The following is a 23491-nucleotide window of genomic DNA, read 5'->3' on the forward strand; positions in this document are numbered from 1 at the left end:
CAAAGGTTTGCTCTTAGAACTTGTCATCATCTAATGACAAGAAGACTAGTGATCTGATAACTAGTGTCTAACATGACATCTACCTTAAGGCAGATTTGTTAGACTCCTGTCTTTGTGTTTCAAAAAATAGGTGTGAGGAAGAATAATGAAGGATGCAAATACCCAGAAGGCTTGGCTTTCTGGTTCAGCAAGGTTCTGGATGTCTTTGTTGGTTTCGAGTGTGATGGTTTACGGTTTACCCTTGCAGGCGACGGCTAATCAGGTTCCCAGCAAGGAAGCGATCGCAAAAGTACCCCCGTCCCCACTTTCATTAGAGGCTCCCGCTGATGTTCCCTCCTTGGCTATAACTGACCAAACCCCCTCTGAAGTTAAGTTCCAGGATAATAGCTCAAGTCCTCTTGGGTGGACTGGAATCGATTTAGAGTCAGCATTGAGTCCTCTTGAGAGGACTTGCTATATGAGCCAGAGAATTAATTCTCTGGCTGATGAACCGCTAAATGCAGAATGTGAGGTTAATAAAGTCACCTCTATCGCTGAGTTGACATCGCACACCAGAGAAATTAATCCGAATCCAGTTCAAGACACCGTCTCAATACCTCCTCCAATAATATCTCAGACCAATCCTGTCGAATCATTCGCTGAGATACCCACGTTAGAGGTTCCCTCTGTAGCAGAACTCTCTTCCGGGGATGGAGACAGCGATTCCATGTCACAAGTCACCAACGTGACGCAACTCAGGGATGTTTCTCCCGGAGATTGGGCGTTTGAGGCGTTGCGATCACTGGTTGAACGTTACGGTTGTATTGCCGGATATCCGGATGGCACTTATCGGGGTAATCGCGCCACCACCCGTTATGAATTTGCCGCAGGTTTAAACGCCTGCCTGCAACAAATTGAACGCATGATGAAAACGGGTGGAGATGGGTTTGTGACTCGCCAGGATTTAGAAACCTTGCAGCGACTGACAGAGGATTTTAAAACCGAACTAGCTAGCTTGGGGACACGGGTTGATCAGGTAGAAGGGCGGGTTGCCTATCTAGAAGACCATCAGTTTTCTACTACAACTAAGCTGAGTGGTCTAGCGTGGTTTAACATGACTGGAGCCAATGCGGGTCGTAATGTCAAAGTGGAGGCAATTAATGCCGCCTCTCCTGATGTTAGATTTGCTGGGCGAGGAGCAGATGGTAGACCCCTAGTTCAGGAGGTGGGTAACCCAAACATTACCATGAGTGGTCTGACTTGGTTAACTTTCAATACCTCCTTTACGGGCAAAGACCTTTTGGTAACTCAGTTAGCAGCGGGTAATGCTTTATCTCCCGCTAACCAGTTCGCTTCGGCAGGGCTTTTCAATACCTTTGGCACTCCGTTTCTCGATCAGACGGCAGGACCCAATAACGGGTTTGCTGAGGTGGTGATTCATGACTTATTTTACCAATTTCCTGTTAGTAATAAGATTCAGTTGGTTGTTGGTCCCCGCGTGAACTGGCATCGTTATTTTGATAACAACGCCTTTACCTTCTTTCTCACAGGGGGTAGCACTTTCAACTCTAATGGCACTACTGTTCATGACCCGATTGATCGCGGTTCTGGAGTGGTTGCCCTAATTAATCTCAGCAAGCAGTTTGATTTGCACGTCGGTTACTTGGGTGAGAATAATGAATTTTTACCGGCTGCCTTTGGATTTAACACTTCATCTAACCCAAGCAAGGGGTTGTTTAGTGGCACCAACACGATTACGGCTGAGTTAACTTACAAACCAACTCCAACAGCAAATATCAGACTGATCTATTCTCATAACACCCTGGATAATAATGGAGGTGTGGTGAGTGCAGAACCGATTTATGGGGTGGCGGATGATGGTCAAGGGGGACGAATTAAACCTGCCACCGTCAATGCTTTTGGAGTCAATTTTGACTGGCTGCTTACTTCCAAATTTGGGATTTTTGGGCGTTATTCCTATGCCAGCACAGAGATCGATCCATCTACACCTGGGCGATCGGGAGGTAACATTAATTCTCAAGCGTTCCAATTTGGGCTAGGCTTTCCTGATTTAGGTAAACCGGGAGCACTGGCAACTCTCTCATTTCTAGTGCCTTTTGATGTATTAAGTGGTCGTCGGTTCTTGGTTGCTGGCGGTGGGGATGGCGGGACTCAATACGAATTTGAAGCCACCTATCACTATCCAATCACTAATAATATTGCGATCGTTCCAGCCTTTTATTGGATTGGGAATGCAAACAACTTCGACAGCAATCCGGCAATTTACGTGGGGAATTTACGCGCTCAATTTAGTTTTTGATGGCTCCTCTATGGGTTAATAGGTTCTATCGGAAAGAGGTGCTAAAGTCTGTCAAAAAATTAACTAAAAATCTCAAACTTCGTCAAAATAGGAGGGATATCGCACAATACCACTAACGCCCATTAACGCATCAGGTTGGAGTTCCAATACCATAAAGGCTTCATCGGGAACTGAAAAGGGTGCCTGTACGCCAAATAGACTGGCTTTTTGGAACCCAAAGCTTGAATAATAGTCTGAGTGACCCAAAACCACAACGATCTTATGGCCTAACTCACGGCATTTGGATAAACCAACCTGTACTAATTGACGACCAATTCCTTCACGCTGACGCGCAGGCGTCACGGCTAGCGGTGCCAGTGCTAGGGCGGGAACACTCTCTGGTTGTGTTTCAATAACGATGGGACTAAACAGAATGTGACCTAGCACTGTCCCTTTTTCTACTGCCACGATGGAGAGTTCGGGGATAAAATCTGGGGAGTGGCGAATCGCCTCTATCAGGTTGGCTTCGCTGGGTTGACCGAACGCCGCTGTCACTACTTCGCGAATTCCTGTTGTAGTATTTTCGGTTTCACTCGCAAAAGACAACATAACAGAATTGTAGTTTTGAGGAAATTGCAGATATAGGCTGAGATTCTTGAGAAAAATCGTATTTTTGATTAAGACTCAAGAGGCTCTGGAGTGCTGTTCGTTACAATGATAGCGAAGCGCTGCTGTTTACAGCAGGTCGCGATTAAGTAACGCCTTAAAGTAATGCAGGTACAGTTCCGCGAGTTTAACCCCTTCGATTTGTGGATTTGGTTGGAGTTCAGCACTGTTCCCTCCCAAATGGAAAAAGAATATGTAGAAGAAGTTTTCAATTCCTGGTTTTTATTAGGTAAATTGGGAGGATTTGATGCCGAAAATCTTCAAGTCCAGGATGTTGGTTTAGATATCAGTTATATGGACTATGACGAGCAGATAGCAGACAATAGCATGATGGCACTCATGCATAATAAGAGTGAGTTTGACTATCAAGGAACTTGGGGTCGTTGCTGGTTTGATTTGGGGACGAGTGATGCGATCGCAATCGATGTGTTGATTAATGCCCTGAGGCAACTGGCTAAGGAATATGTGGCGATTGAACGATTGGTGATTGGTGGCGAAAATGAAGATTGGTCTATAGGCAGGGATAGTCGCTCCTTGTTCTATGAGGCTAATCAAAACTAAAGTTTATTCCCCATCCTAGGGTGCGTCCCGACGCACCCTACATTGAGTTAATAGCAATCACAGATAGATCAAATTTCTCCCCTAAAATGCAGCCTAATAAAATTCGCCTCAAGGTATTGGGTTTAATTCGGGATGACGATAGGGCTAGCCAACAAAACCGTCCCATTCGTACTTTACTGGCACAAGGTTACGACCCAGTCAAGCAACAAACGTTTTATCGGGCGTTGGGGGGTAGTGTTGACTTTGGTGAAACCAGTTACGATGCCTTGAAACGAGAGTTCAACGAAGAACTTCATGCCGAATTAATTCATATCAAGTATTTGGGTTGTATCGAAAACTTATTTACCTTCAATGGTCAACCCGGTCACGAAATTATTCAATTGTATCAGTGTGATTTTGCTGACCCCAAATTTTATCAATGCGACCAGCTCGAATTTACGGAAGGAGAGGATAAACACACGGCCTTTTGGCTGGATATCCCAGAATGCAAATCTGGTAATTTACGTATCGTACCTGAGGAATTCTTAGACTATCTGTAGTCCGATAGGATGGGGAATTGAGAATTAACATGGGTAAAAAAATACCAATTACCCATTACCCTATCGCAATTTTTGCTTCACAACCTTCACCGCCGCATCTGCATTTACCAATCCACTGCCAAAGAAATATTGCTGTTGAGAAATGGAGCGAGGAATCCCTTTTTCTGCGAGTTGCGATCGATATAACTTAGCATCGTCCTCATTGACAGCCAGTCCGTTATAACTAGCCGTTTGCTTCAGGATAGTAACAAGCTGCTCGCGAGTCAGACGGCGAGTTGAGTCTTCTCCTTTCATTAAGGCGATCGCTCCCGCTACCGCAGGCGATGAAAACGACGTTCCTTGTGTCCAGCGATATTTCCCTTTCGTGTCTTGGTTTGGCCCCCAATTACCCGGCGTAGGCAGATCTTGCCAGAATTCATCTAACCAAGTCCCTCCGGTTGTGAGAATGCCGCCAATCAACCCAGGCGAAGACATATCTCCTCCGGGGGCTACCAGGGTAACTCCTTGCCCCAAAGGATGGGTGGCTCCATAGTTGCTATAAGGAGCACGATTGCCTGCGAGGTTGGTTGCGCCAACGGCAACGACACCCGGAAAGGCAGCAGGGAAGCCAATTTCATTCAAATTTTCATTGCCTGCTGAAGCCACTATGACTAACTTAGGATTGGCTTGCAGAACTTCAGAAATCAGTTCAGCTTCACCTTGGGTTGGGACACGCCCACCTAAACTAATATTGATCACATCTGCACCCCTAGAAGCGGCGTAGCCCATTCCTTCTAAGTAGGCGGTGACCGAAAAACTACCATTTAAACCCAACACCCGCACCGGCAAAAGCTTGGCTTTGGGTGCCACACCAACCACCCCTGACTCTTCTTGGGGACGTGCGGTGACAACTCCAGCCACCATAGTGCCGTGAAACTCACCGGCGACTTCACTATTCAACAGCCTATAACGAACCCTGTTGGCGATTTCTTCCACCGACTGTTCTGGATTTTCCTGTTCCGCCTCTTGGAAGGTATCGGGATACTTCTGACGTAACTCATCAGCGGTGGCTAGAAATGCATCTTGAAATTTGCCTTTGAGAATCGTTAGCTCATTTTTGCTCATCCGAGTGTCGGGGTCATTTTCAACAAAATCCCAGCCGCTGACTTCACCCGGTAATCGATCCGGAATATCGCCAACGTTGTGGAGATTTCCGGCTAAGTCAGGGTGGTTCCACTGAATTAAGGTGTCGATGACAGCGACAACTACATTATTCCCTTGATTACTATTTTTCCAGGCATCGATAACGCGCATATCGGTGCGGGGTAGGGAAGTTTTCGCGGCTTGAAGCGTGCGGTTATTAAAGCACGTTGTTAAATATTCCATCAAGCCTTTCTTGTCTTCCCGACGCTGATTTAAGCACGTTGATAAAGGGGTGCTATTGAGATGCCATTGAACCGGAAGTAGGGCCGTTTTGATGGGTGAGTTATCGGCTTTTAAAAGACTGAGCAAGGGATTTTTTAATTTCCAACTGGCATGAGGTGGTTTTAATGTAGCCCCTGGAATTGAAGCGGATGAATAACTTTGATTGGTGAGAGATTGAATAAAATTAGGGGTCGCGGATTGCACTTTAGCTTGGCTATTGAGCCGATTAGCGACTCCGAGAACAGCGGTTCCGGTAACCGTTTTTGAGCGGACTAAGTAGCGATTTTGACTAAACCGCAGGGGTCGAATCATCTCTAGACTGTTCGCCGCAAGGATGGATTGTTTCTCGCTTTCAGATACTCCCGGCTTAAAGTTGACCAAGATTTCATTCGGCAAGACAATTAATTGAGGGCGTTTGTGCGGTGATGGAGAAGGAGTAGCAGGGCGACTGAGAACGGGAAGCGTGGTTTCTACATAGGGTTGCTGCTGAATTTGCTGTTGAACGGCGGTTGGGGAACTGCGAGTTCCTGAGGGCAAATTGACTAGTGCATAGTTTTCTCCCAGGGGACTCACTTCTACTTTGAGTGTTCCAGCACGGGTACTTCCACGAGTGCCAGCACCTTTTTGTAAGTCTTGCTGTAATTGTAAATGTAGGGGTTGATTACTTCGGGTTCCTCGCGTTCTACCGACCGGTTTGAAGGCGACGGCGATCGCATCTGAGCGCAGAGTCAGAGGAATTTTTTGCTCAAAATAGGTGTAATATAGCTCATCCGAGGCTTGGGCTTGGGCTGAGCTAGGAGCGGATAACACTAATGGGGAGGCACTGCCGACTCCCAAGATATAGCCTGTTAATAAGATTCTTGAAAAAAAGCGCTTATTAATCATTGGATCTCCGGCAAACGTTAATTTGGGCGACTACAGTCCTGATTCGCAATGGCTGAGAACCTCCACCACGCTGCACTAATCTTTATCTCTCAGAACTCTGTCCCTTATGCAAGAAATCTATATCTTGAGTTGTCTAAGAAGTCGCGCCGTTAACGTGTTCTGGTGATGTCAATCGTAATTTTACCGCCAAAGTCGGGGATAGGGGCGGCAGGTTTGGTTAACTGCACTCGAACTTGCTGCACTGGCTCTAATTCTAAAAGGGCAGTGGCGATCGCGCTTGCCAACTTTTCCACCAATGCAAACTTCGCGGTTTTCACGAGCTGCTTGACTGTCTCAATGGCTTGGCGGTAGTCCAGTGTATCGGTAATGTCGTCACTCTCTCCAGCCGGTGCTAAATCTATCCATAACGTTAAGTCCACCTCAAACCATTGTCCCAGTACCTGCTCCTCTGCTAAGTAGCCTGTGTACCCGTAGCAACGAATCCCAGTTAATTGAATGCAGTCCATTAAGTGACAAAATACAGCTAATTAATTTATATTAGGTTAACATTTTTTGAATGCTTCTACAACATCACTTCTCCTGAAGGCTCAAAGAGCAAAAGTCAAAAAGTCAGTATTTTTTTTGCTACGACGATAGAAATTTATTGATGTGAATGAATTCACATCAATAAGAAGGGTGTAGCTTCACAAAAACTTCATAATTTTGCGAAATATTATCACCGTCTCCTCAATAACAATTCCTTAAACCTCGCTAATTTACTGACTTCAGACAATGTTTCGTTTTGTTAAGCTCTCTTCTTGATGAAATACTTAAAGTCATCGATAAAGATTTTGTAAAGCAATATACATTTGTCCGGAAAATCAGTACGATTAAAAATCATATCCAAGCCAGACTGAATTTAACCAGCTAAATCATGGCATTAACCAGGGGTTATTTTATCGGTTCAGTACCCGCTATTTGACTTGAAAATATCATTTTTTATCAAATTTATTTTGTGAAATAAAACCCAATTTTTCCTGAATTAAAACATCAAACTCGTACAAAATAATTGACATGCAGGGACAACCCACCTCGCCTCTGACGGATGACCTAGTAGCACCGCGCTCGCTGATAGCCAACTTACTCATTTTTTTTGTAAGTGCAGGATTAATTGCTTTATCGGCTCGTTTACTTCACACGCGAATCACTTCTGTCATTAGCCGAGATGCCGTGATTAATGGCACATTAATTAATATCAATGCACCGGAAGAGGGAACTGTCACTGATCTACCGTTAAAAACAGGAGAGGCTCTGACTAAAGATAAGACCATTGTTACCCTAAAAAATGACCGTGTTAGCCAACTTCAAGTGCAAGGCATTCAGAGTCGGATTAATGAGCAACAGGCTCAACTGGATCGAGCTAAAGCTCAGTTAGATCGACAAAAAGCTCTCCTGCAAACCTTATTAGAAGATCAGCAAAATCAATACCGCCTGGAAATCAGTGAAGCGCAAGATTCTGTGGCACAGGTAGAATCGCAACTTAAGGCGGCACAAGCACGTTATCGGATTGCACAAAGCAGCTACAATCGCTCGAATTTCTTGAGGAAAGAAGGAGCGTTGGCTCAAACTCAATTAGATACAGCCACTCGCGAATTAGAGGAAAGTAAACAAGATGTAGCAACGCTTGAATCTCGCCTCAAAGCCATCCGTACTAGTCAAAATGCGACTCAATTAGGACTTTCTCTGTCGAGAAGTCGCACGAACTACGACCCTAAAATACGCCTGCAAGAACTGCAACTCCAGATAGCCGATCAACGTAAAGCGATCGCAACTTTGGAACAAAATATCAAAGATGCAAAGGCTGAACTCATTCAAGCCAAAACCGATACCCAACGGCAAGAAAAAGTACTGGTTAAAGTTCCTACCTCTGGAGTTGTCTGGCGTTTATCGGCTCAAATTGGGCAATACGTACAACAAGGAGCCACATTAGGGCAAGTTCTGGATTGTAGCAGACGTTGGGTGGATGTCTTTGTCGATGAACAAGCGGTGCGCTCTATCCAACCCGGAACACTCGCCACCATTAAACTTTATGGTTCCGATTCTGAAGTTTTGCAGGGACGGGTTAGCATGATTCGTTCTGGCTTAGGACGATTAGCAGCAGGCGAAGATGTTGCCGTACCCATTACCCCCAATATGCCTCGAAATAGCCAGGTACGTGTCGATCTCGAATCGGGTTCCGCTCAAGGTGAGTCAAATTTGATGTGCTACGTCGGGTATACCGGTCGAGTCACGTTTAAAGTCCAGTGAAAAGGAACAAATAGTTTTACTCCTAAGAAACACAAGGCAGAAGGCAGAGGGTCGAAGGCAAGAGAGAAGTATTTATGAGGAGTTTATCAGTTTACTTTTTATACCGAGTTTGGTTCAGACGTAGTACTTTTTCTCCCCCTTGTCTTCCTTGTCCTCCTTGTCCCCTTATCTACTATCTTTGACTGCAACTTCATATCACTACCCCCTTCAGGGCAAACGATTAAGCACGAATCACGATCTAATACTTATGCGCGTCAGTCCAGCTTCCAGAAAAGTATCCCAACCCAAACACAAACCTCTCCCTAAAACCCAGACTAAAAATCTAGTTCCGCCTTGGATTTGGGCTATCTTTATCGCTAGCTTACTTTTCTTTGTCGGTACGGTTTATTTCACCAGTTGGACGAGTACTGGCCCAACTTTTCTTCCAAGTGAATTGTCGAGTCCGTCGTCTGTCTTTATCAGTCCATTTATTACGCCTTTAACTCCTCCCGGTGTGCGTTACTTGCCTGAATTTCTACACTTACCGGAAAATTCTGTGGAAATTCTCTGGCCTGTTGCGGGTGCGGCTTTACTTTCAGTATTAACCTGTATTGTTCCCTCGACTAACTGGACTCGCCTGATTGTCAAAGTCATCTTAATTGTGCTGGCAACTCGCTACATGATTTGGCGGACGGTGGGCGATACGATGAACTTTTCAACTTGGTTCAGTAGTGCTCTGAGTTTATGGTTATATGCTGTTGAAGTCTTCGGTTTTGTTGGGCTAGTTTTGACCAGTTTGCAAACGATTTGGTCAAATGCCCGTTTGCGAAGCGCTCAAGCCGATCGCTACTATCAAGATATCCAATCGGGTCAATATTTACCCTCTGTTGATGTGTTCGTTCCGACTTACAGTGAACAGGATTTTATTGTCCGGCGGACAGTGGTGGGTTGTCAGGCAATGGATTATCCCAACAAGAAAGTTTATATCCTGGATGACTCAATTCGTCCTCAAATGAAAGCACTGGCTGAGGAATTGGGATGTGGATATGTGACTCGTAAACCGGGCACTATTAACAAGCACGCCAAAGCAGGAAACTTGAATAATGCACTTCCTCAAACCGATGGGGAACTGATTACGGTGATGGATGCGGATTTTGTGCCTTTCAAGCATTTCCTGACTCGCACCGTAGGATTCTTTCAGCAACGGGATGTAGCGATTGTCCAGACGCCGCAGAATTTTTATAATCCCGATCATCACACCCGTAACTTGGGAATCGATCATCTGTTTCCTAATGATTTGGCACAGTTTTTTGAGCATGATCAATCCACACGGGATGTGGCGAATGCGGCAATGTGCTGCGGCACTTCTTATGTGATTCGGCGTAAGGCGTTGGAGTCGATTGGAGGATATTTTACTCGTTGCGTGTCGGAAGATTCTTCGAGTTCTACTTTGCTTCTGACTCGTGGATGGCGTGTGGTTTATTTGAATGAAACACTCAGTATGGGAGAGTCTACTCGCAATTACAGAGACTTTCTCAAGCAACGGATGCGCTGGTTGCAAGGTAATCTCCAGATTTTTTATTGTGCCAAGGAGGTTCCAATTTGGTCGAAGATGAATTGGATTCAGAAAAGTTATATGGTCACTCACTTAACGGGATGCTTTCAACCTTTGGTGCGGGTGACGTTTTTGCTTTCTCCTTTGGTTAGTCTTTATTTGGGGGTTTCGTCCTATATTTCAACGTTGCCGGAATTCCTCTACTACTGTGCGCCTTTTTTGCTGTTGTTAGTGGGTACGTTTAGCTGGGCTTCTAATTATTGCAACTCTTACTTTTATAGTGAGGTTCATCAAACAATTCTTTGTTTTCCGGGTTTAATCCGTCTTTTTTCTACCCTGAAAAGTCCTTTTGGAAAAGGGTTTGCTGTAACGCCTAAAGGGGTGACGGTTGGTAAGAAGAATTATAATTTTCGTTCTACTTGGCCTCTGTTGTTGGTGATGGCACTGACATTTATAATTATTGGTTTGCAGTTAATGGGATACCGCATGGGACTGTGGCAGGTTCTCTCTAATCCTGAGTTTGGCTTGGTATTTTATTGGTTAATTTACAACTGTATTATCATGGGGTTGTCGGTATTGGCGGCGATCGATCAGCCTGAAAAACGATTGATGGATCGTTTTCCGTTACGTACTGCTTGTAAGTTAACTTGTGGTAACCGTCATTATTGGGGTCATACGGATGATGTTTCTGAAGGTGGCGCTGGTATGACGTTGATTACTGAGGAGGTTATTCAGAGGCATTCTTCTGTAGTGTTGGAGTTTTTAGAAGGTGGTGTTTCTCTGGAAGCTGAAGTTGTTAAGTCTAGGCGGAAACATCACTCTACTAGTGTTTCGGTGAGGTTTACAAATCTTACGCCGGAACAAAATCGGCATATTATCGAGATTCTCTATACTGAGAAGAATTGGTGGAAGCGGAGTAAGCGCATTGGGGGGTTGGATTCTTTTTTGGCAATTCTGTCAGCTTTCCTGCGGTTTAGACCGGTGATGACGGTTTATGATGGTCAATCTTCTGGGCAGAATAAAATATAGGGTTAATGTTTTTTACTAAATGAGTGAGTTTTGATCTTGCTCCATTCTTTAGTAAGCCCGATAGTCTGCCGTGAACTTAAGTTCACGGCTCATAGTTTAAGTCCACTGAAGTGGACTACAATACTCATTCAGTCGTCTTTAGACGACTTTTGCTATTAGACAGTGGTTTTAACCACTGGCGGTTGTTGCAATTAGTACAACATTTTGTCAGTTTAAAATGTTTCAATCCCTGATAGGGATTAAGTGGAATTTAAACAAAGGAAAGCATCATGATTACCAAGCAGAAAAGAGTTTCAATCCCTGATAGGGATTAAGTGGAATTTAAACGGGAAGGCGTTCGTTCATCTTGAATTTCAAACGGTTTCAATCCCTGATAGGGATTAAGTGGAATTTAAACTTCATGTGAGAGCGGATAAACGCCTCGATTTGTTTCAATCCCTGATAGGGATTAAGTGGAATTTAAACGACTTGCAGTCTACAAGCCATCTACCTCGATTGAGTTTCAATCCCTGATAGGGATTAAGTGGAATTTAAACACCAGTTGATGAGCCGTCTTGTAGTGGAAGTCCTTGCGTTTCAATCCCTGATAGGGATTAAGTCGAATTTAAACGAGGAGCGGGAGAAAGGGGCACGAATCATTTTCACGGTTTCAATCCCTGATAGGGATTAAGTGGAATTTAAACGTTCCTCGTTCGGAAAGGCTCTTTGGCCCAAGCCAGTTTCAATCCCTGATAGGGATTAAGTGGAATTTAAACACACCACTAAAGCCGTTTGCCTAATTGGCGCTCAAGTTTCAATCCCTGATAGGGATTAAGTGGAATTTAAACCCCAAGACTCGTATTCAGAGGCTTGATCGATCGCCGCGTTTCAATCCCTGATAGGGATTAAGTGGAATTTAAACAGCAAATGGCAAGATGAAATCTTAATCGCTGTCGTTTCAATCCCTGATAGGGATTAAGTGGAATTTAAACCGATCGCCCTTGGACTTGATAGAGGTGAAGTTCTTGTTTCAATCCCTGATAGGGATTAAGTGGAATTTAAACTAACGTTTCCCGTGACATTAAGAACCAAGTGTCTGTTTCAATCCCTGATAGGGATTAAGTGGAATTTAAACTTTTAAGGCTATTCGTGGCGAAAAATGACCGGGCTGTTTCAATCCCTGATAGGGATTAAGTGGAATTTAAACCCCATTCTCTCACCGGTGAAACGCAGGATATCAGTTTCAATCCCTGATAGGGATTAAGTGGAATTTAAACACAATCCTGGAGGAATTTCTCTAGTTTGGCTCTGGTTTCAATCCCTGATAGGGATTAAGTGGAATTTAAACCGCAGGCATCCAGAACCCTTACTATATTTAGTTTTCAAGGTACGTTGGTGACGGACACCTCTTATAGTAGCATACCAGAGCCAAAGGATGATAAGAGGAAAATAAAAAATCCGCTGAAATCTAGTCATATCAAAGGTTTCAGGAGCGGTGACACACTCATTGAAACAGCAAAGGCTGCAAACCCTTGTGGAATAAGGAATGCAGCCCCAAAAATAGATTACCCTCAGAAAACACCTACCGACCGTCACCATCAAGCAAAAAAAATCGAATTATCTCGCAGTTGCTCACCGCCGATTCGCTCCACCTTACCCTGACAGCAAGCACAAAGCCCGTAGAAGCGGATACTGTCTTCATCAGGTTTGATAACCTTACCCAAGCGCGATCGCAACTTAGCATACTGCGTCTCGGTCAGCTCACACTCAAACACACTATACTGCATCCACTGCCCATAAGACTTCAGAATCGAGTGAATTTTCGTGCGGCGCTTATCTTCTGGAATGTCATAAGAAATAACTACATACATGGTTATCGCAAAAACAAAGGTGGATACTTGTCAATTTCGCCCATCAAATACTTTGCCAACAGCCGCGCCTGAATCTCAAACGCCTCTTGATACGTGCATTTGCGTCCCAACACCGGATGCTTAAACTCCGATTGTTTCTTCATTTCATACTGCCGCAAAAACTCACGCCGTCCTTCAGGAGACAGAAACACCGCATTACTCAACGGCTCACTGGTAAAATCAGAAGGCTTGAGAATACCATGATTAATCGCATTCAAAACCATCGAATCCACCACCAACGGACGAAACTCTTCCATCAAATCCAGTGCCAAACCTGGACGACCATAATGTTCAAAGTGGAGATATCCTAAATAAGGGTCAAACCCCACAATATTCACCGCACTTTGGACATCGTGACGCAATAAAGAATAGCCAAAACTCAACAATGCATTCACCGGATCAGTCGGTGGGCGACGGCGTCTGGCGGCAAAACTAAACCCCTCAACCCGAATTAACTGATTAAACGCCCCAAAATACGCCGCACTTCCTGCCCCCTCCAAACCTCGCAGAGAATTAATCGAATTTGTTTTATCAATGGGTGCGATCGCATTTTGCACCCGATCAATTGCAGCTTGCCAATCCAGTTCAGAATATTTACGCTGATTTCGATTCAGAATTGAACGATAATTCTTCAACTTCCCTCGCACAAAACCCCGCACCACATGCACCGATTGTTCCGTTTCCCCAGCCGCTTGCCACTGTGCCTTTCTCACAAAAATATTCTTCGTCATTTCCGGTTCTAACCTCCCCAAATATTTACCCGTTCCCATCATGAAACTCAACGGAATCTTCCGTTCCATTAATTCCGAAACAACAGCCGGAGAAACCGTAGCCCGTCCCAAGACAACCACCCCTTCCACTTTAATGAAGGGTACATCGAGAATATTTTTCTTGTCTGCTTTAACAATGAGACGTTCGTCGGTTTTCCCGATAAATGAATCTTCTTGAGTAATGTAAACAGTTCCCATGATTTCTCCTTTTTTGATGATGAATTGGAAACTTTGGATTACCACTTTCTGAGGAAACCTTGATTTCAACTCTTGAACATTCCAGCAACCCGATCGGAATTTCCAGTACCCCACCCGGAAATTAATTTCCGGGCTAATAGATCAAGTCCACTTAAGTGGACTGAAATCTTTATTTAATCCTCTAAAGAGGACTTTCTCTATGAGCCAGGGATTTAAATCCATAGCGGACTATGCCTGTTAAACCGAAATTTAACTAAATCTAAAAATTAATCCGCTTCTTGATAGCGTCCCACCTTATTAACAACCTGGGGCAAACATTGAGCAGAAAGACTGCATCCAGAACAACGTTTGCTGTAAATGGGTTGAGGCATAATACCTGTTTGCAATAAAGTTGTAACCGATTGAATTGTTGCGATCGCGTCTTCTCGGAGTTGGGCAGAAATCTCTACTGGTTGGCGTTGGTGAGAGTGGGCATAGTAAACATAACCCGTTGTTACCGATTGCCCCGTCATTTCTTCAAGACATAAGGCTTGAGCACAAACTTGCAACTCATCATTATCCCATTCGCCCTTGCGTCCCCGCTTGTACTCAATCGGATAAAGTTGACCAGAATCTGATTCGATTAAGTCTGATTTTCCAATCAGTTTGTACTGTTCTGATTTCAGCCAAATCGCTCGAATCTGCCAGGTTTCTTCGCGATTACTTTCTCCGAGGGTATGGACGCGATCGTGTAAACTTGTCCCTTCAATTGTGTATTGATTATCGGTAAATTCCCCCGCACAAAACATCCGCCAGCAGCGATGGGGACAGTAGGCATATTGGTTGAGTGATGCGATGGGGATGTAATCAATTTCGTTCATAGATTTCGAGTAAGGTAGCTTCACCCGCAAGGGACTTAATTCCCTTGCTAATACATCAAGTCCACTAAAGTGGACTAAAGATTATTGATTAATTCCTAGTCCTCTTTAGAGGACTTGATCTATGAGACAGGGACTTAAGTCCCTGGCGGGGCAGTAGATAGGTACAGAATTTCAGTTATTGATTATTCAATCGCCGTACCATTCCCATTCCCATCGTCGTTTTCCTCCCAACACCGCTATAAAGAGCAAAATTTGATAATGCATTAATTTGCTTAATTGTCAAGGGTTCAACCTCTCCTAAAAGGCGAAAACTCATCGCCCCAACACAACCAATAAACTTACTGCGAGAGTCGGCAACCATTTCCGTGTGAATATCGAAAAAACTGGGAAAGATTGGCTCAATTAATGTTTTGGGCAGTTCAATACCGCTGTATTGATTCCAACGCTTAATTAGACTATTAAACACCAAGTCTCGTGTGGGTAAGGCGCAGTCATAATTGCTTTGTCGGAAGGCGGTGGGCGTACAAAAAGCTAACTCAATTTGGCGATTACTCTCTGAAGATTCCTCGTAAAGTTGAGTATAGCTAATCGCATTCGCCCAAGGTTGAGTGGATTGGGGAGTACCAAGGATACTAGTAATGTGCAAGTCGGCAGGGCCGAGATGCCAGGGATGATTAGGGTTGAGGTTGAGCCAGAGTTGGGTAAGTTTGCTGAATAGGGTGTCATCGAGTAGGGAGATGCGCCACCAGCAAGGAGTACCCGCAGCAATAGCTTTTGTGTGTTCCCATTGCAGAGTGTAGCGATTCCTCCCTTGCCCCCCCTTAATCAGAGGGGAGTGAATCAGTTGCAATGGACTGAGAGTAAAGGGTTTGTCAGCTTTGGATTCGTGGAGGTAGTCACCCAATTTGCGATCGACGGAACTAACAAGGGTGAGGAAGAGGGCGTGTAGATGCCGTCCAGTCAGGAATTGCGGGGGAATGGGCGACTGGGGCAGGAGGTTGAGGATGAGGCTGTGGGGCATTGAATTTGGGTTTAAATAAATGAAGATTAAGTGTCTATACAACCAAAGATTGAACCAGTATTCGCATCAGTGGCTCTAAATCATCTGGAACTCGATAGCTATCCAAGCCTTGTTCAATGTGTTTTGTTGCGCGATTGAGCCGTCCAAACTGCCATATTTTTCCAGTAGTTACTGCACCAAGCAAAACTGATTGTTCAGGAGTTCTCTCCCACTGATCTAGAGCGATCATTTCTGCTACAAGCTGTGTAAAACCGTAGTCTAAATCCTCACGCTTCGCTTCAATTACTAGCAACTCTGTTTGACTTCTCAGCAGGTAATCTAAGTAACCTTGTAGTTGTTCTGTAACTTTGATGGGATACTCAATTCTCAATTGAGCTTTAGTGTATTGAACTACCTGCAAAAGTACCTGTGAAATCAAAACTTCACGTCGAGAGGTCTCACTTGCTAAATCAACGTAAGGAAGCACGGCTTCAATGCTGGTTTTGAGGTATTCCAAATGCTCCAATTCTGGCTGATATTGGGGCAACTGTAACCGCTTGCGAATCAAGTTATATCCAAACTCATTTGCTAATTCATCGGGAAGAATCCTTAATTCAAAGATTTTACTAAATGTATAGGATTGATTCGGATTTAAAAGTCGCATATTGTAACATCCCTTACCTTATTAGGTTCTAAATTAATCGCTAGGTGGCAGAGTTTAAATTACCCAAAAGTCTTCTTCATCAGGACATTTTAATGCAACTCCAGCAGAGGCGATCGCTAGAATCCCAGATAAACTTGGAAAGAATGTGTATTGCTTCGGTGAGGGACAATCGTAGGAGGACACGTAAATGGGGTAACACTCTAATCCCTGCTTTCTCAAACGCACGATCGCCCAGCGATTCTTCGCCGTTTCAGAAACAATTACACCTGGAATAAGCTGTTTCTCAATGATTGATGGTGTGGGTCGTACAACATCGCCATGCATTCGCTTGATACTGCAATTTTCAAAGGCATAAAGCTTGCACAAGAGTGTGTTTTTGAAGTCTTGTAGGTCGCTAACTTGCAGCGAGAAGGCTAGATTGTACGGCTCATCAACCCGTGCTGTGACTTCTATGCGATCGCCATCACTCTCAAATTCATAAAAACGCAGCAAATGAATTGGGTCAAGATTAGTTTCTCCTACCTCATCCAAAAGCAGATTATGTGGATCATAAATTTTGACATTGCCAAATAAGCTATCTCGGAACCGAAATAGAGGAGCATAGCTTGCTTTGAGAATTACAGCGTACTTTTGTATATCTTTAGCAAGCTCTTGCTCTTTCTTAATCATCTCTTCGATTGTTTTAAAAGAAGCGCGTCCAGTTTTAATTTCTTCATAATCTTCTGGACAGTAAGCTCTCAGATAGCTCATGACAAAGCTTTGACCACCTTTGACATATTTCCAATCCTTTTGAATCTCTTTAACAGTCTTCCTCGCAATATCCTCCGCTCCTTTCAAGACTTTCATCCGCTTTTGATAATCTTCCCATTTTCGCTTTCCTTTGAGAACCTCTTGGAGTGTTTGATAGAGCTTAATTACTAAATGATCGTCAGGTAGTTCTTCTAGAAAAGTTTCAAGTTCAAGCAAAGGTTTAGCTATCTCTAGAAATGCTTCCGATCGCCAGTAAATATCCAAAAACGGACGCTTCATGCAGTCTAAGCTTTCTAACATTTCCTTGAGGGCTTCCCGTCCACCAGAACAGTCTAGATTCTCTATTCCTTGTTCCCAAGCTTGCTCAGGTAAATAGGCGATCGCTTCTGAGGGAATATCGGTTTGCTTCTTACCCAGCACCCGCCCAACTCTGCCAAGGCGCTGCCAGAAAGAAAAGCGATCGCGTGTTGAGAAAATCAGCCAATCAAGGTTTTGTCGCTCCGGCTCAACTTCACGCTCAAAATTAAACCCAACATCTACTGTACTCGTAGCGAGAATGACTTGCTTTTGTGCTGCCTTTTGTCGCTGAGCGATGGGTGTACTACCCGTGATACGCCCACAAATATCTTCTAAACCTCGCGCTCTTAAATTGTCAGACAAACGGTTAAGTATATCTTTAGAGTCAAGAATCACTGCACCGTTGTGCTCAGGATAGTTTTGCAGCCTTTGAACGACTTCATTCGCGATGTCGTTAATCAGTGCATCTCTGTCTAACTGCTTGCGAATCTCCAGATTTACTGCTGTCTGAGAAGGAGTGAGATGATCTGTTTGTGATTCTCCATTAATTGAGGAAGAAATTCTTACTCCAGATTTTTTAAGAACTTCTAAAGCTGCTTCACAAGCTGGCTCTGGTGTTGCTGTTAGAAGAACAACTTTGCGATTGTACTGAAAGTAATTGAAAATCTTTGAAAGAGCTAGGTAAAAGAACAAGCTGACAAGCTGTTTGGCATCGTACAGGTGAAACTCATCAAAGATGACTGTTGAGAAACTGTTGTAGAATTCACTAGCAATATTGCCGCGATCTAGCTTGTTGTAGGCAAAAAACGTTGCGTAATAGAAAATATCTGGGTTGGTAACGAGCAAAATTGGTCTACCGCCGCCACATTCCGGGAAAATCGTTGCAGGTTCACGTAGCACATTGTAAAGCTTTTCCCCAGAACGATTGCCAACCAGATCATCTCGCCAACTCTTAATATGTCTTGCAGATGCAGCTTTGACGATATGTGGTAAACCTGCATCCCGCACAAATTTTTCTGCTGCTTCAGTTTGTTGTTCGATCAGTGCATTGGTGGGTGCAATGTAGACTGCATTGCGATCGCGGTTATGATGCAGCACACTTAACCCAGCTTTGGTTTTTCCAGTTCCCGTTGGTGCAAGGTCAAGGATGATATCATTCGTTTCTGCTGCCTTATAGACATCAACTTGGTGCTGAAGTGTCTGGTTCATAAATGCTTGCGCCAAGCCTGAGGGTAAGTCAGGATTGGGACAGAGGGCAATGCTACGGGGTTCGAGGTTGATTTTCAGATTACTCATCGGTGCGTCCACCACAAAATTTTAGATTTGCAGGTAAGGTAAAATCGCCAACCTTCCAAGCTGCTCCATGAAACCGCAAGTTTTTCAGTAGGGAAACGGGAGGAATGGAGATTAGGTCAAAGGTAAATAGTTCCAGGTTGTTAGGTATATCAGCAGCACTGAGATAGACATTGCAGCAATAATCAGCAACAGGAAGCAGTGTTATCGTCAGTTCTCGCACGACATCGATACGCACTTTGCTGGTGAATTTGCCAATCCGGATGTATTCGGGTAGTTCTCTATTCCCAAATACCAATGTTTGAAAGCGACTGCCCCGCTCAATGACTCGCAAACGTCCAGTTTGGGGAAAGTTACTGGGGCGAAAGGTATTTGGCTTTTTCCCCGTTCGCTTAAGCGGTAAGTCTTCCCGCGCAGTTGCCACACGGTTATTGGTCATGGCATACCAGTAAGAATCAGACAGAGCATTGAATCGCTCGAACCGGAATGATATTCCCCCCTCGACTGGGTAAGCAGGAAGGATGTAGCACTGCTCTGCTAGTGGGGTTAGGTCTTCAAGATATCTGGGTCGTCCGGTGTCTTTCCCGGTTAGGCGGTAAGGCGATCGCGCCCATCCCAACGCATAGGCTAAAGCGTAGTTTCCGATCGCACCTTCGGTGTAGTAAGTATCTGATAATTCCCGCGAAGCAAAAAAGACAGGTTCGGCACACCACAACTCGATTAGACGAGCAGTTTGAAACGGAAGATTAGCATCGGAGGAAGTCGGCGAAATTTCTAATTGTGGCATGGCTTACTCTTCCTGTTTTTCACCTCGTCCCTTTTTCTTCCCTTCACTTTTCACTTTGCGGAGTGGTGCATAGGACTGATCGAGACGCTTGAGAAATGTTTCCTGTTCGGTCAAATCCCAATGGCGATCAACATCAGCAATGAGTGCATCCAGTTCGTCAGCAGACAGTTGCACCGAGATTCCCCGTTTGTTTGTCCAGTTAGCAATTACAGATTGAGTCACCGAAACTAGAGCTTCAGTATTAAACGGATGTTCGAGAGCTTTCCCATCCCCAATGAGCTTGTCGTAAACCCCCTGCACTAATTCAAGAGAACTTGGCAGTTCAGCAATACCGCCAAAGATGCCGAGAATCTGATTTTCCATCCGTCCAATGCGACTCGAAACGGCTCCATAACGGCTTGTTAGCAGAATGTTGCCGAGGGCATAGCGCAACTCGTCAGCTGTTACATCTTTGAGCGTGACAATATCAAGGAAGTGAACACCTGGTTTAATGTATTCGCTAGTGTTTAGAGCTGTTGAGGCATTACCCTTTTCGTCACGCATTGTTCCAGTTTCAAAGATGGCGTTGATAGTGCGATCGCCAATCAATTCCGTTGAAGGCAAAACACTAAAAGCATCTTCTGTCCAAACACGGCTTTTTTGTGCGCCTTCACCTCCAGCCGCAAAACCGTAGAGGAAACAGTCAATACACATTTCGCAAGGTGCATTAGTATTGAGGGCACAAATAGAGTCGCTCTTTGGTGCAGAGTAGAGGAGTTCGTGCGATCTTAAGAATTCCCGTCCTCGCCGCCGTTCGGGTGCAACCTGCTTACGCTTGGTCATCACTAGCCGAGGAATTGACTCGGTATGCTCGATTCCAGCCTGAACATACTCGCTGCACATTGGTTCCCCTGTACCTTCAGTGCGAAAGATAGTTTCAGATTGCGTCGTGCGAAGTACAACAACTCCAATCGTGCGTCCTTTGGGAAAGTTTTCGTAGCTGGATGCGAGAAATGGTTGCAGTTTTTCAATGGACATGATGATTACTCCTATTTGGCTTCAGTTACTTGTTTGGTTTGGGCTTTTAGTTCTTGACGGGCTTCTTGTAGAAAGAACAGATAAGCGGCTTCCAGAGTTTTGCTATCAGTTAAAAGCCGTTCTGGACGTGAATGGTAAACTTCCTCAAACAGTTCTTTTAAGACTTGATAAAACTGTTTAACTTGCTCATATTTCGTTGCACCAACACCGTGCTCTCGAATGCGATCGAGGCGAGTGTGATAGTCCTGAACCAGCGCGGCAAAAATCGTTTCCCAATCCATGTGAGACTTGCGCGATCGCACTGCCTTAATGAATTCAGAAAAGGGTTCAGCTTGAGCGGTACGACGAAATGAACTGCCTCGTAGTTTTCCTACTTCAGCAATATGAGCTGCTTTTTTGAGATACTGGGAAACGCGATCGTGTTCTTCTGACATAAGACTCTTCAATAGTGTGGCTAGAGGTTCACAAATGCGAGTCCAGATTGCTTCCAGATTTGGATCATCTTGTTCTCGTAAAACCCATCGCAATAGGATGTGATAGAGATCGAGCGGTCGTTGGGCTGCGCGTGCTAAGTCGTAGAGGCAATCGTCTTTTTTCTGGAGGCTGGCAACGCTAATAACTAGTTTTCCAATACACTCCAATCGCTGCCTTACCTCTTCAGCAGTCAAAGCAAACTGTTGCTCTTGTCGAGATAAATGACCTTGACGTTGATAAATTCCCGATCCGAGTAACGGTTGGAGTGCAGAAGCAATGCCCTCAACTCTTCCAAAGACATCCCACTCTGGTTCAACTTCTAAATTGGCACTGAGAATGAAAGGCAACCCAAAATCAGGAGCAAGCGACAGTTCTAATGCCAAACGCAACGACTTGAGCAAAGCAACTGAATTATTGGCATCACCCCAAACCACCGGAATCGTGACAGTGGAGTAGGTGAACTCTGGACGCTTTGGCAGTGCAAACCCGACAACCTTATTCGCTTTGAACGCGATCAGGTTATCTCGATACAACTGCAATTCGTCGATTGTTACCGTTCCTCCTTCTGCGTTCGTTGCTGCTGTATCGTGAAGCCACTTTCGCCAAATGGCTTGTAATTGAGGACTTGACCCTTTAGGTAGGGCAAAGTGTAAGTACAGTGGGTCTTGCTTGCTGGCTTTCGGAAAGTTAGCACCCACCGTCATTAGCTGGTAAGCCAGGGATGCCAGGGTATCTGCCCGCCGCTTGGGTTCTGCACTCATGCCACCCGGAAGACGGTTTGAGAAAGCTTGTACCTTTGTTCCCGGTGGCATTTTGTTAGAAATCAATTCATCGACCTGAGCAGAAGTTGCTCCCAAAGAACAACGCTGGCGCGGATTTGCCTCAACATAAGCAGTCAGTTCTGCAAACCTTTTCCAATCTGTTACACTAGAAAAATTTAGTAATCGCCTAACCGCTATTATCAAATCCTCTGAAACATCAACGTCTTCAGTTTGTCGGAGTTGAAACGAATCTTGTAAAGTGGCGCGAACGCTCTCTATTCCACGCGCCACAGCTTTAACCGCAAACAAACTACGCCCGTATTGAGCGTTGAATGGTTCCAAAGCAGTACGTTGTTCAGGAGAAAGTCCAACATGGGTAGCAATGTGATCCCAGGCAGCTTTAGGACTGAGTTCGGCTTCTCGATAGCTGAGATACGCCGCTTTCATTCCTTCCGAAAGCGCAAACTCATCAGCCGTTGCCACAGGAGTTAATCCAACTGATTGAGCAGCAGCGATCGCGTCTTCTCCCGCATCTCTACCATACTTCTCAATGTCTTGTGCGACTTTATCAGATTTGTAGCCGCTTAGCTTTCTGGTCAGTAGGATTTCGACTTGCTCAAGCGCAGCTTCTGGATTCTGTTGAATCGCTTGCGGATCGACTTTAATTCCATCTTTAGTGGCTTTAACGAGTTGCTCAACGTTTCCGCTAAAAACGCGATCAATCCGTTTCTGCCATTGTCTTGCAATCTCGACGGTTAAATCTTCTTCAGGAAATGCTTCACCTTCAAAAATTTGCCCATCGGGGTCAATGGCAAGAGTATGCAAGCTGCGCTTATGCAAGACTTCTTCACAGGCAGATAGTAACAGTGAAGTCAGATAACCCCGCTCTTCTGACAGCGTTACCTTAAACAGCCGACTAGCGCGACTGAAGACAACCGTTAATTCATTTTCTACTTTACGAATACGCTTTTCTTCTTCAATTCCCAAATCAAACAAATCGCCACCAATGAGCATTGCCGCCCATCGTTTGATTTGATCTTTAATTTTGGGATCTTCCGCAACAAAACGCATTCCATCGGTATTACCGTGACCAGAATGGCTTTCAATCAGACGGCGAATCAGTTCAAGATCGGCATCTGTTTTGATCAGTGTACTTACACCAGCACCCTCAAGTTGTTCTGTTAGAAAGTTGCGATCGCGTGCTAGGGTTTTGACATTGCGCCCATCTTCTGTCAGTTTGTTCAAATCGTGAACAGCAGTTGCAGCAAGAATGCAAGCTCGCTTATCTTCAGGGACTTCAGCAATTTTGCTAACAGTGAGAACAAATTGACAGGCTGAGTCGAGGTGTTCAGCGAGAGTCCGTCCTTTGCGGGAGCCATGCTGTCCATGAGTTGCATGTAACTCGTACAGTCTGGGGCGAATCTCCTTAAAATAATGCTCGTCTAAACTTTCCGGCTCACCGTTTAGAAGCCAACGGCGTTTTGACATCTTGCTTTCCTCTCATTTTGGAGTAGGTATAAACAGTGTGCCCAATACGACGCAAAATTGA

At 44.7% G+C, this 23491-nt stretch carries 17 protein-coding genes and 1 CRISPR repeat array; of the genes, 5 read left to right on the forward strand and 12 right to left on the reverse strand.

The window, feature by feature from the left end:
• Positions 1 to 145 precede the first annotated feature (145 nt).
• A complete protein-coding gene (locus MIC7113_RS16145; RefSeq protein WP_015183227.1) occupies positions 146 to 2299 on the forward strand; it encodes an iron uptake porin in 2154 nt (717 codons plus the stop codon).
• Positions 2300 to 2371: 72 nt separating this feature from the next.
• Here MIC7113_RS16145 and MIC7113_RS16150 read toward each other — a convergent pair whose 3' ends face one another.
• Positions 2372 to 2887, reverse strand: a complete 516-nt coding sequence (locus MIC7113_RS16150; protein ID WP_015183228.1) for a GNAT family N-acetyltransferase — start codon at positions 2885 to 2887, stop codon at positions 2372 to 2374.
• 162 nt (positions 2888 to 3049) lie between these two features.
• Here MIC7113_RS16150 and MIC7113_RS16155 point away from each other — a divergent pair, with 162 nt between their 5' ends.
• Together MIC7113_RS16155 and MIC7113_RS16160 are read left to right on the forward strand one after the other, a co-directional pair.
• The gene (locus tag MIC7113_RS16155; protein WP_015183229.1) at positions 3050 to 3505 is read left to right on the forward strand and encodes a DUF3531 family protein; all 456 of its coding nucleotides are present in this window, start codon (positions 3050 to 3052) and stop codon (positions 3503 to 3505) included.
• Positions 3506 to 3591: 86 nt separating this feature from the next.
• Complete coding sequence (locus MIC7113_RS16160) at positions 3592 to 4044, forward strand: NUDIX hydrolase (RefSeq protein ID WP_015183230.1); 453 nt, start codon at positions 3592 to 3594, stop codon at positions 4042 to 4044.
• A gap of 60 nt (positions 4045 to 4104) precedes the next feature.
• Here the strand turns inward: MIC7113_RS16160 and MIC7113_RS16165 are convergent, their stop codons facing one another.
• Together MIC7113_RS16165 and folB are read right to left on the reverse strand one after the other, a co-directional pair.
• Positions 4105 to 6333 (reverse strand): S8 family peptidase, encoded by a 2229-nt coding sequence (locus MIC7113_RS16165; protein WP_015183231.1) that lies wholly within the window; start codon positions 6331 to 6333, stop codon positions 4105 to 4107.
• Between the two features lie 149 nt (positions 6334 to 6482).
• Positions 6483 to 6839, reverse strand: coding sequence for a dihydroneopterin aldolase (folB, locus tag MIC7113_RS16170; RefSeq protein ID WP_015183232.1), 357 nt, complete (start codon positions 6837 to 6839; stop codon positions 6483 to 6485).
• 547 nt (positions 6840 to 7386) lie between these two features.
• Between folB and MIC7113_RS16175 the strand changes: the two genes are divergently transcribed.
• Together MIC7113_RS16175 and MIC7113_RS16180 are read left to right on the forward strand one after the other, a co-directional pair.
• Entirely contained in the window at positions 7387 to 8619 is a 1233-nt protein-coding gene (locus MIC7113_RS16175; protein WP_015183233.1) for an HlyD family secretion protein, read from the forward strand.
• Positions 8620 to 8866: 247 nt separating this feature from the next.
• Entirely contained in the window at positions 8867 to 11182 is a 2316-nt protein-coding gene (locus MIC7113_RS16180; protein WP_015183234.1) for a glycosyltransferase, read from the forward strand.
• 219 nt (positions 11183 to 11401) lie between these two features.
• Positions 11402 to 12509: a CRISPR direct-repeat array (repeat unit 37 nt; unit sequence GTTTCAATCCCTGATAGGGATTAAGTGGAATTTAAAC).
• Positions 12510 to 12759: 250 nt separating this feature from the next.
• On the opposite strand, the gene cas2 is transcribed toward MIC7113_RS16180, so the two are convergent.
• The 9 genes from cas2 to MIC7113_RS16225 form a co-directional block, all read right to left on the reverse strand.
• Entirely contained in the window at positions 12760 to 13032 is a 273-nt protein-coding gene (gene cas2, locus MIC7113_RS16185; RefSeq protein WP_015183235.1) for a CRISPR-associated endonuclease Cas2, read from the reverse strand.
• A 2-nt stretch (positions 13033 to 13034) separates the two neighbouring features.
• Positions 13035 to 14039 carry a type I-D CRISPR-associated endonuclease Cas1d gene (gene cas1d / locus MIC7113_RS16190; protein WP_015183236.1) on the reverse strand — a complete coding sequence of 335 codons (1005 nt, stop codon included), beginning with the start codon at positions 14037 to 14039 and terminating at the stop codon, positions 13035 to 13037.
• Positions 14040 to 14305: 266 nt separating this feature from the next.
• Entirely contained in the window at positions 14306 to 14899 is a 594-nt protein-coding gene (gene cas4 / locus MIC7113_RS16195) for a CRISPR-associated protein Cas4 (protein WP_015183237.1), read from the reverse strand.
• A gap of 175 nt (positions 14900 to 15074) precedes the next feature.
• Positions 15075 to 15920 (reverse strand): CRISPR-associated endoribonuclease Cas6, encoded by an 846-nt coding sequence (gene cas6 / locus MIC7113_RS16200; RefSeq protein ID WP_015183238.1) that lies wholly within the window; start codon positions 15918 to 15920, stop codon positions 15075 to 15077.
• Positions 15921 to 15954: 34 nt separating this feature from the next.
• Positions 15955 to 16563: a hypothetical protein gene (locus tag MIC7113_RS16205; protein ID WP_015183239.1), complete on the reverse strand. Its 609-nt coding sequence runs from the start codon at positions 16561 to 16563 to the stop codon at positions 15955 to 15957.
• A gap of 54 nt (positions 16564 to 16617) precedes the next feature.
• Positions 16618 to 18906 carry a type I-D CRISPR-associated helicase Cas3' gene (gene cas3 / locus MIC7113_RS16210; RefSeq protein ID WP_015183240.1) on the reverse strand — a complete coding sequence of 763 codons (2289 nt, stop codon included), beginning with the start codon at positions 18904 to 18906 and terminating at the stop codon, positions 16618 to 16620.
• Positions 18899 to 19690 carry a type I-D CRISPR-associated protein Cas5/Csc1 gene (gene cas5d, locus MIC7113_RS16215; protein ID WP_015183241.1) on the reverse strand — a complete coding sequence of 264 codons (792 nt, stop codon included), beginning with the start codon at positions 19688 to 19690 and terminating at the stop codon, positions 18899 to 18901. The genes cas3 and cas5d overlap by 8 nt, the downstream gene beginning before the upstream one ends.
• A 3-nt stretch (positions 19691 to 19693) precedes the next feature.
• Positions 19694 to 20707 (reverse strand): type I-D CRISPR-associated protein Cas7/Csc2, encoded by a 1014-nt coding sequence (gene cas7d / locus MIC7113_RS16220; protein ID WP_015183242.1) that lies wholly within the window; start codon positions 20705 to 20707, stop codon positions 19694 to 19696.
• Positions 20708 to 20718: 11 nt separating this feature from the next.
• Positions 20719 to 23430, reverse strand: coding sequence for a hypothetical protein (locus tag MIC7113_RS16225; RefSeq protein WP_015183243.1), 2712 nt, complete (start codon positions 23428 to 23430; stop codon positions 20719 to 20721).
• Between the last annotated feature and the right edge of the window lie 61 nt (positions 23431 to 23491).

The sequence above is a fragment of the Allocoleopsis franciscana PCC 7113 genome (assembly GCF_000317515.1).
Lineage (GTDB): Bacteria > Cyanobacteriota > Cyanobacteriia > Cyanobacteriales > Coleofasciculaceae > Allocoleopsis > Allocoleopsis franciscana.

Bases quoted from the DNA above. Each gene is read 5' to 3' on its own strand.
- MIC7113_RS16145 (WP_015183227.1), top strand. From the start codon at position 146: ATGAAGGATGCAAATACCCAGAAGGCTTGGCTTTCTGGTTCAGCAAGG.
- MIC7113_RS16150 (WP_015183228.1), bottom strand. From the start codon at position 2,887: ATGTTGTCTTTTGCGAGTGAAACCGAAAATACTACAACAGGAATTCGC.
- MIC7113_RS16155 (WP_015183229.1), top strand. From the start codon at position 3,050: ATGCAGGTACAGTTCCGCGAGTTTAACCCCTTCGATTTGTGGATTTGG.
- MIC7113_RS16160 (WP_015183230.1), top strand. From the start codon at position 3,592: ATGCAGCCTAATAAAATTCGCCTCAAGGTATTGGGTTTAATTCGGGAT.
- MIC7113_RS16165 (WP_015183231.1), bottom strand. From the start codon at position 6,333: ATGATTAATAAGCGCTTTTTTTCAAGAATCTTATTAACAGGCTATATC.
- folB (WP_015183232.1), bottom strand. From the start codon at position 6,839: ATGGACTGCATTCAATTAACTGGGATTCGTTGCTACGGGTACACAGGC.
- MIC7113_RS16175 (WP_015183233.1), top strand. From the start codon at position 7,387: ATGCAGGGACAACCCACCTCGCCTCTGACGGATGACCTAGTAGCACCG.
- MIC7113_RS16180 (WP_015183234.1), top strand. From the start codon at position 8,867: ATGCGCGTCAGTCCAGCTTCCAGAAAAGTATCCCAACCCAAACACAAA.
- cas2 (WP_015183235.1), bottom strand. From the start codon at position 13,032: ATGTATGTAGTTATTTCTTATGACATTCCAGAAGATAAGCGCCGCACG.
- cas1d (WP_015183236.1), bottom strand. From the start codon at position 14,039: ATGGGAACTGTTTACATTACTCAAGAAGATTCATTTATCGGGAAAACC.
- cas4 (WP_015183237.1), bottom strand. From the start codon at position 14,899: ATGAACGAAATTGATTACATCCCCATCGCATCACTCAACCAATATGCC.
- cas6 (WP_015183238.1), bottom strand. From the start codon at position 15,920: ATGCCCCACAGCCTCATCCTCAACCTCCTGCCCCAGTCGCCCATTCCC.
- MIC7113_RS16205 (WP_015183239.1), bottom strand. From the start codon at position 16,563: ATGCGACTTTTAAATCCGAATCAATCCTATACATTTAGTAAAATCTTT.
- cas3 (WP_015183240.1), bottom strand. From the start codon at position 18,906: ATGAGTAATCTGAAAATCAACCTCGAACCCCGTAGCATTGCCCTCTGT.
- cas5d (WP_015183241.1), bottom strand. From the start codon at position 19,690: ATGCCACAATTAGAAATTTCGCCGACTTCCTCCGATGCTAATCTTCCG.
- cas7d (WP_015183242.1), bottom strand. From the start codon at position 20,707: ATGTCCATTGAAAAACTGCAACCATTTCTCGCATCCAGCTACGAAAAC.
- MIC7113_RS16225 (WP_015183243.1), bottom strand. From the start codon at position 23,430: ATGTCAAAACGCCGTTGGCTTCTAAACGGTGAGCCGGAAAGTTTAGAC.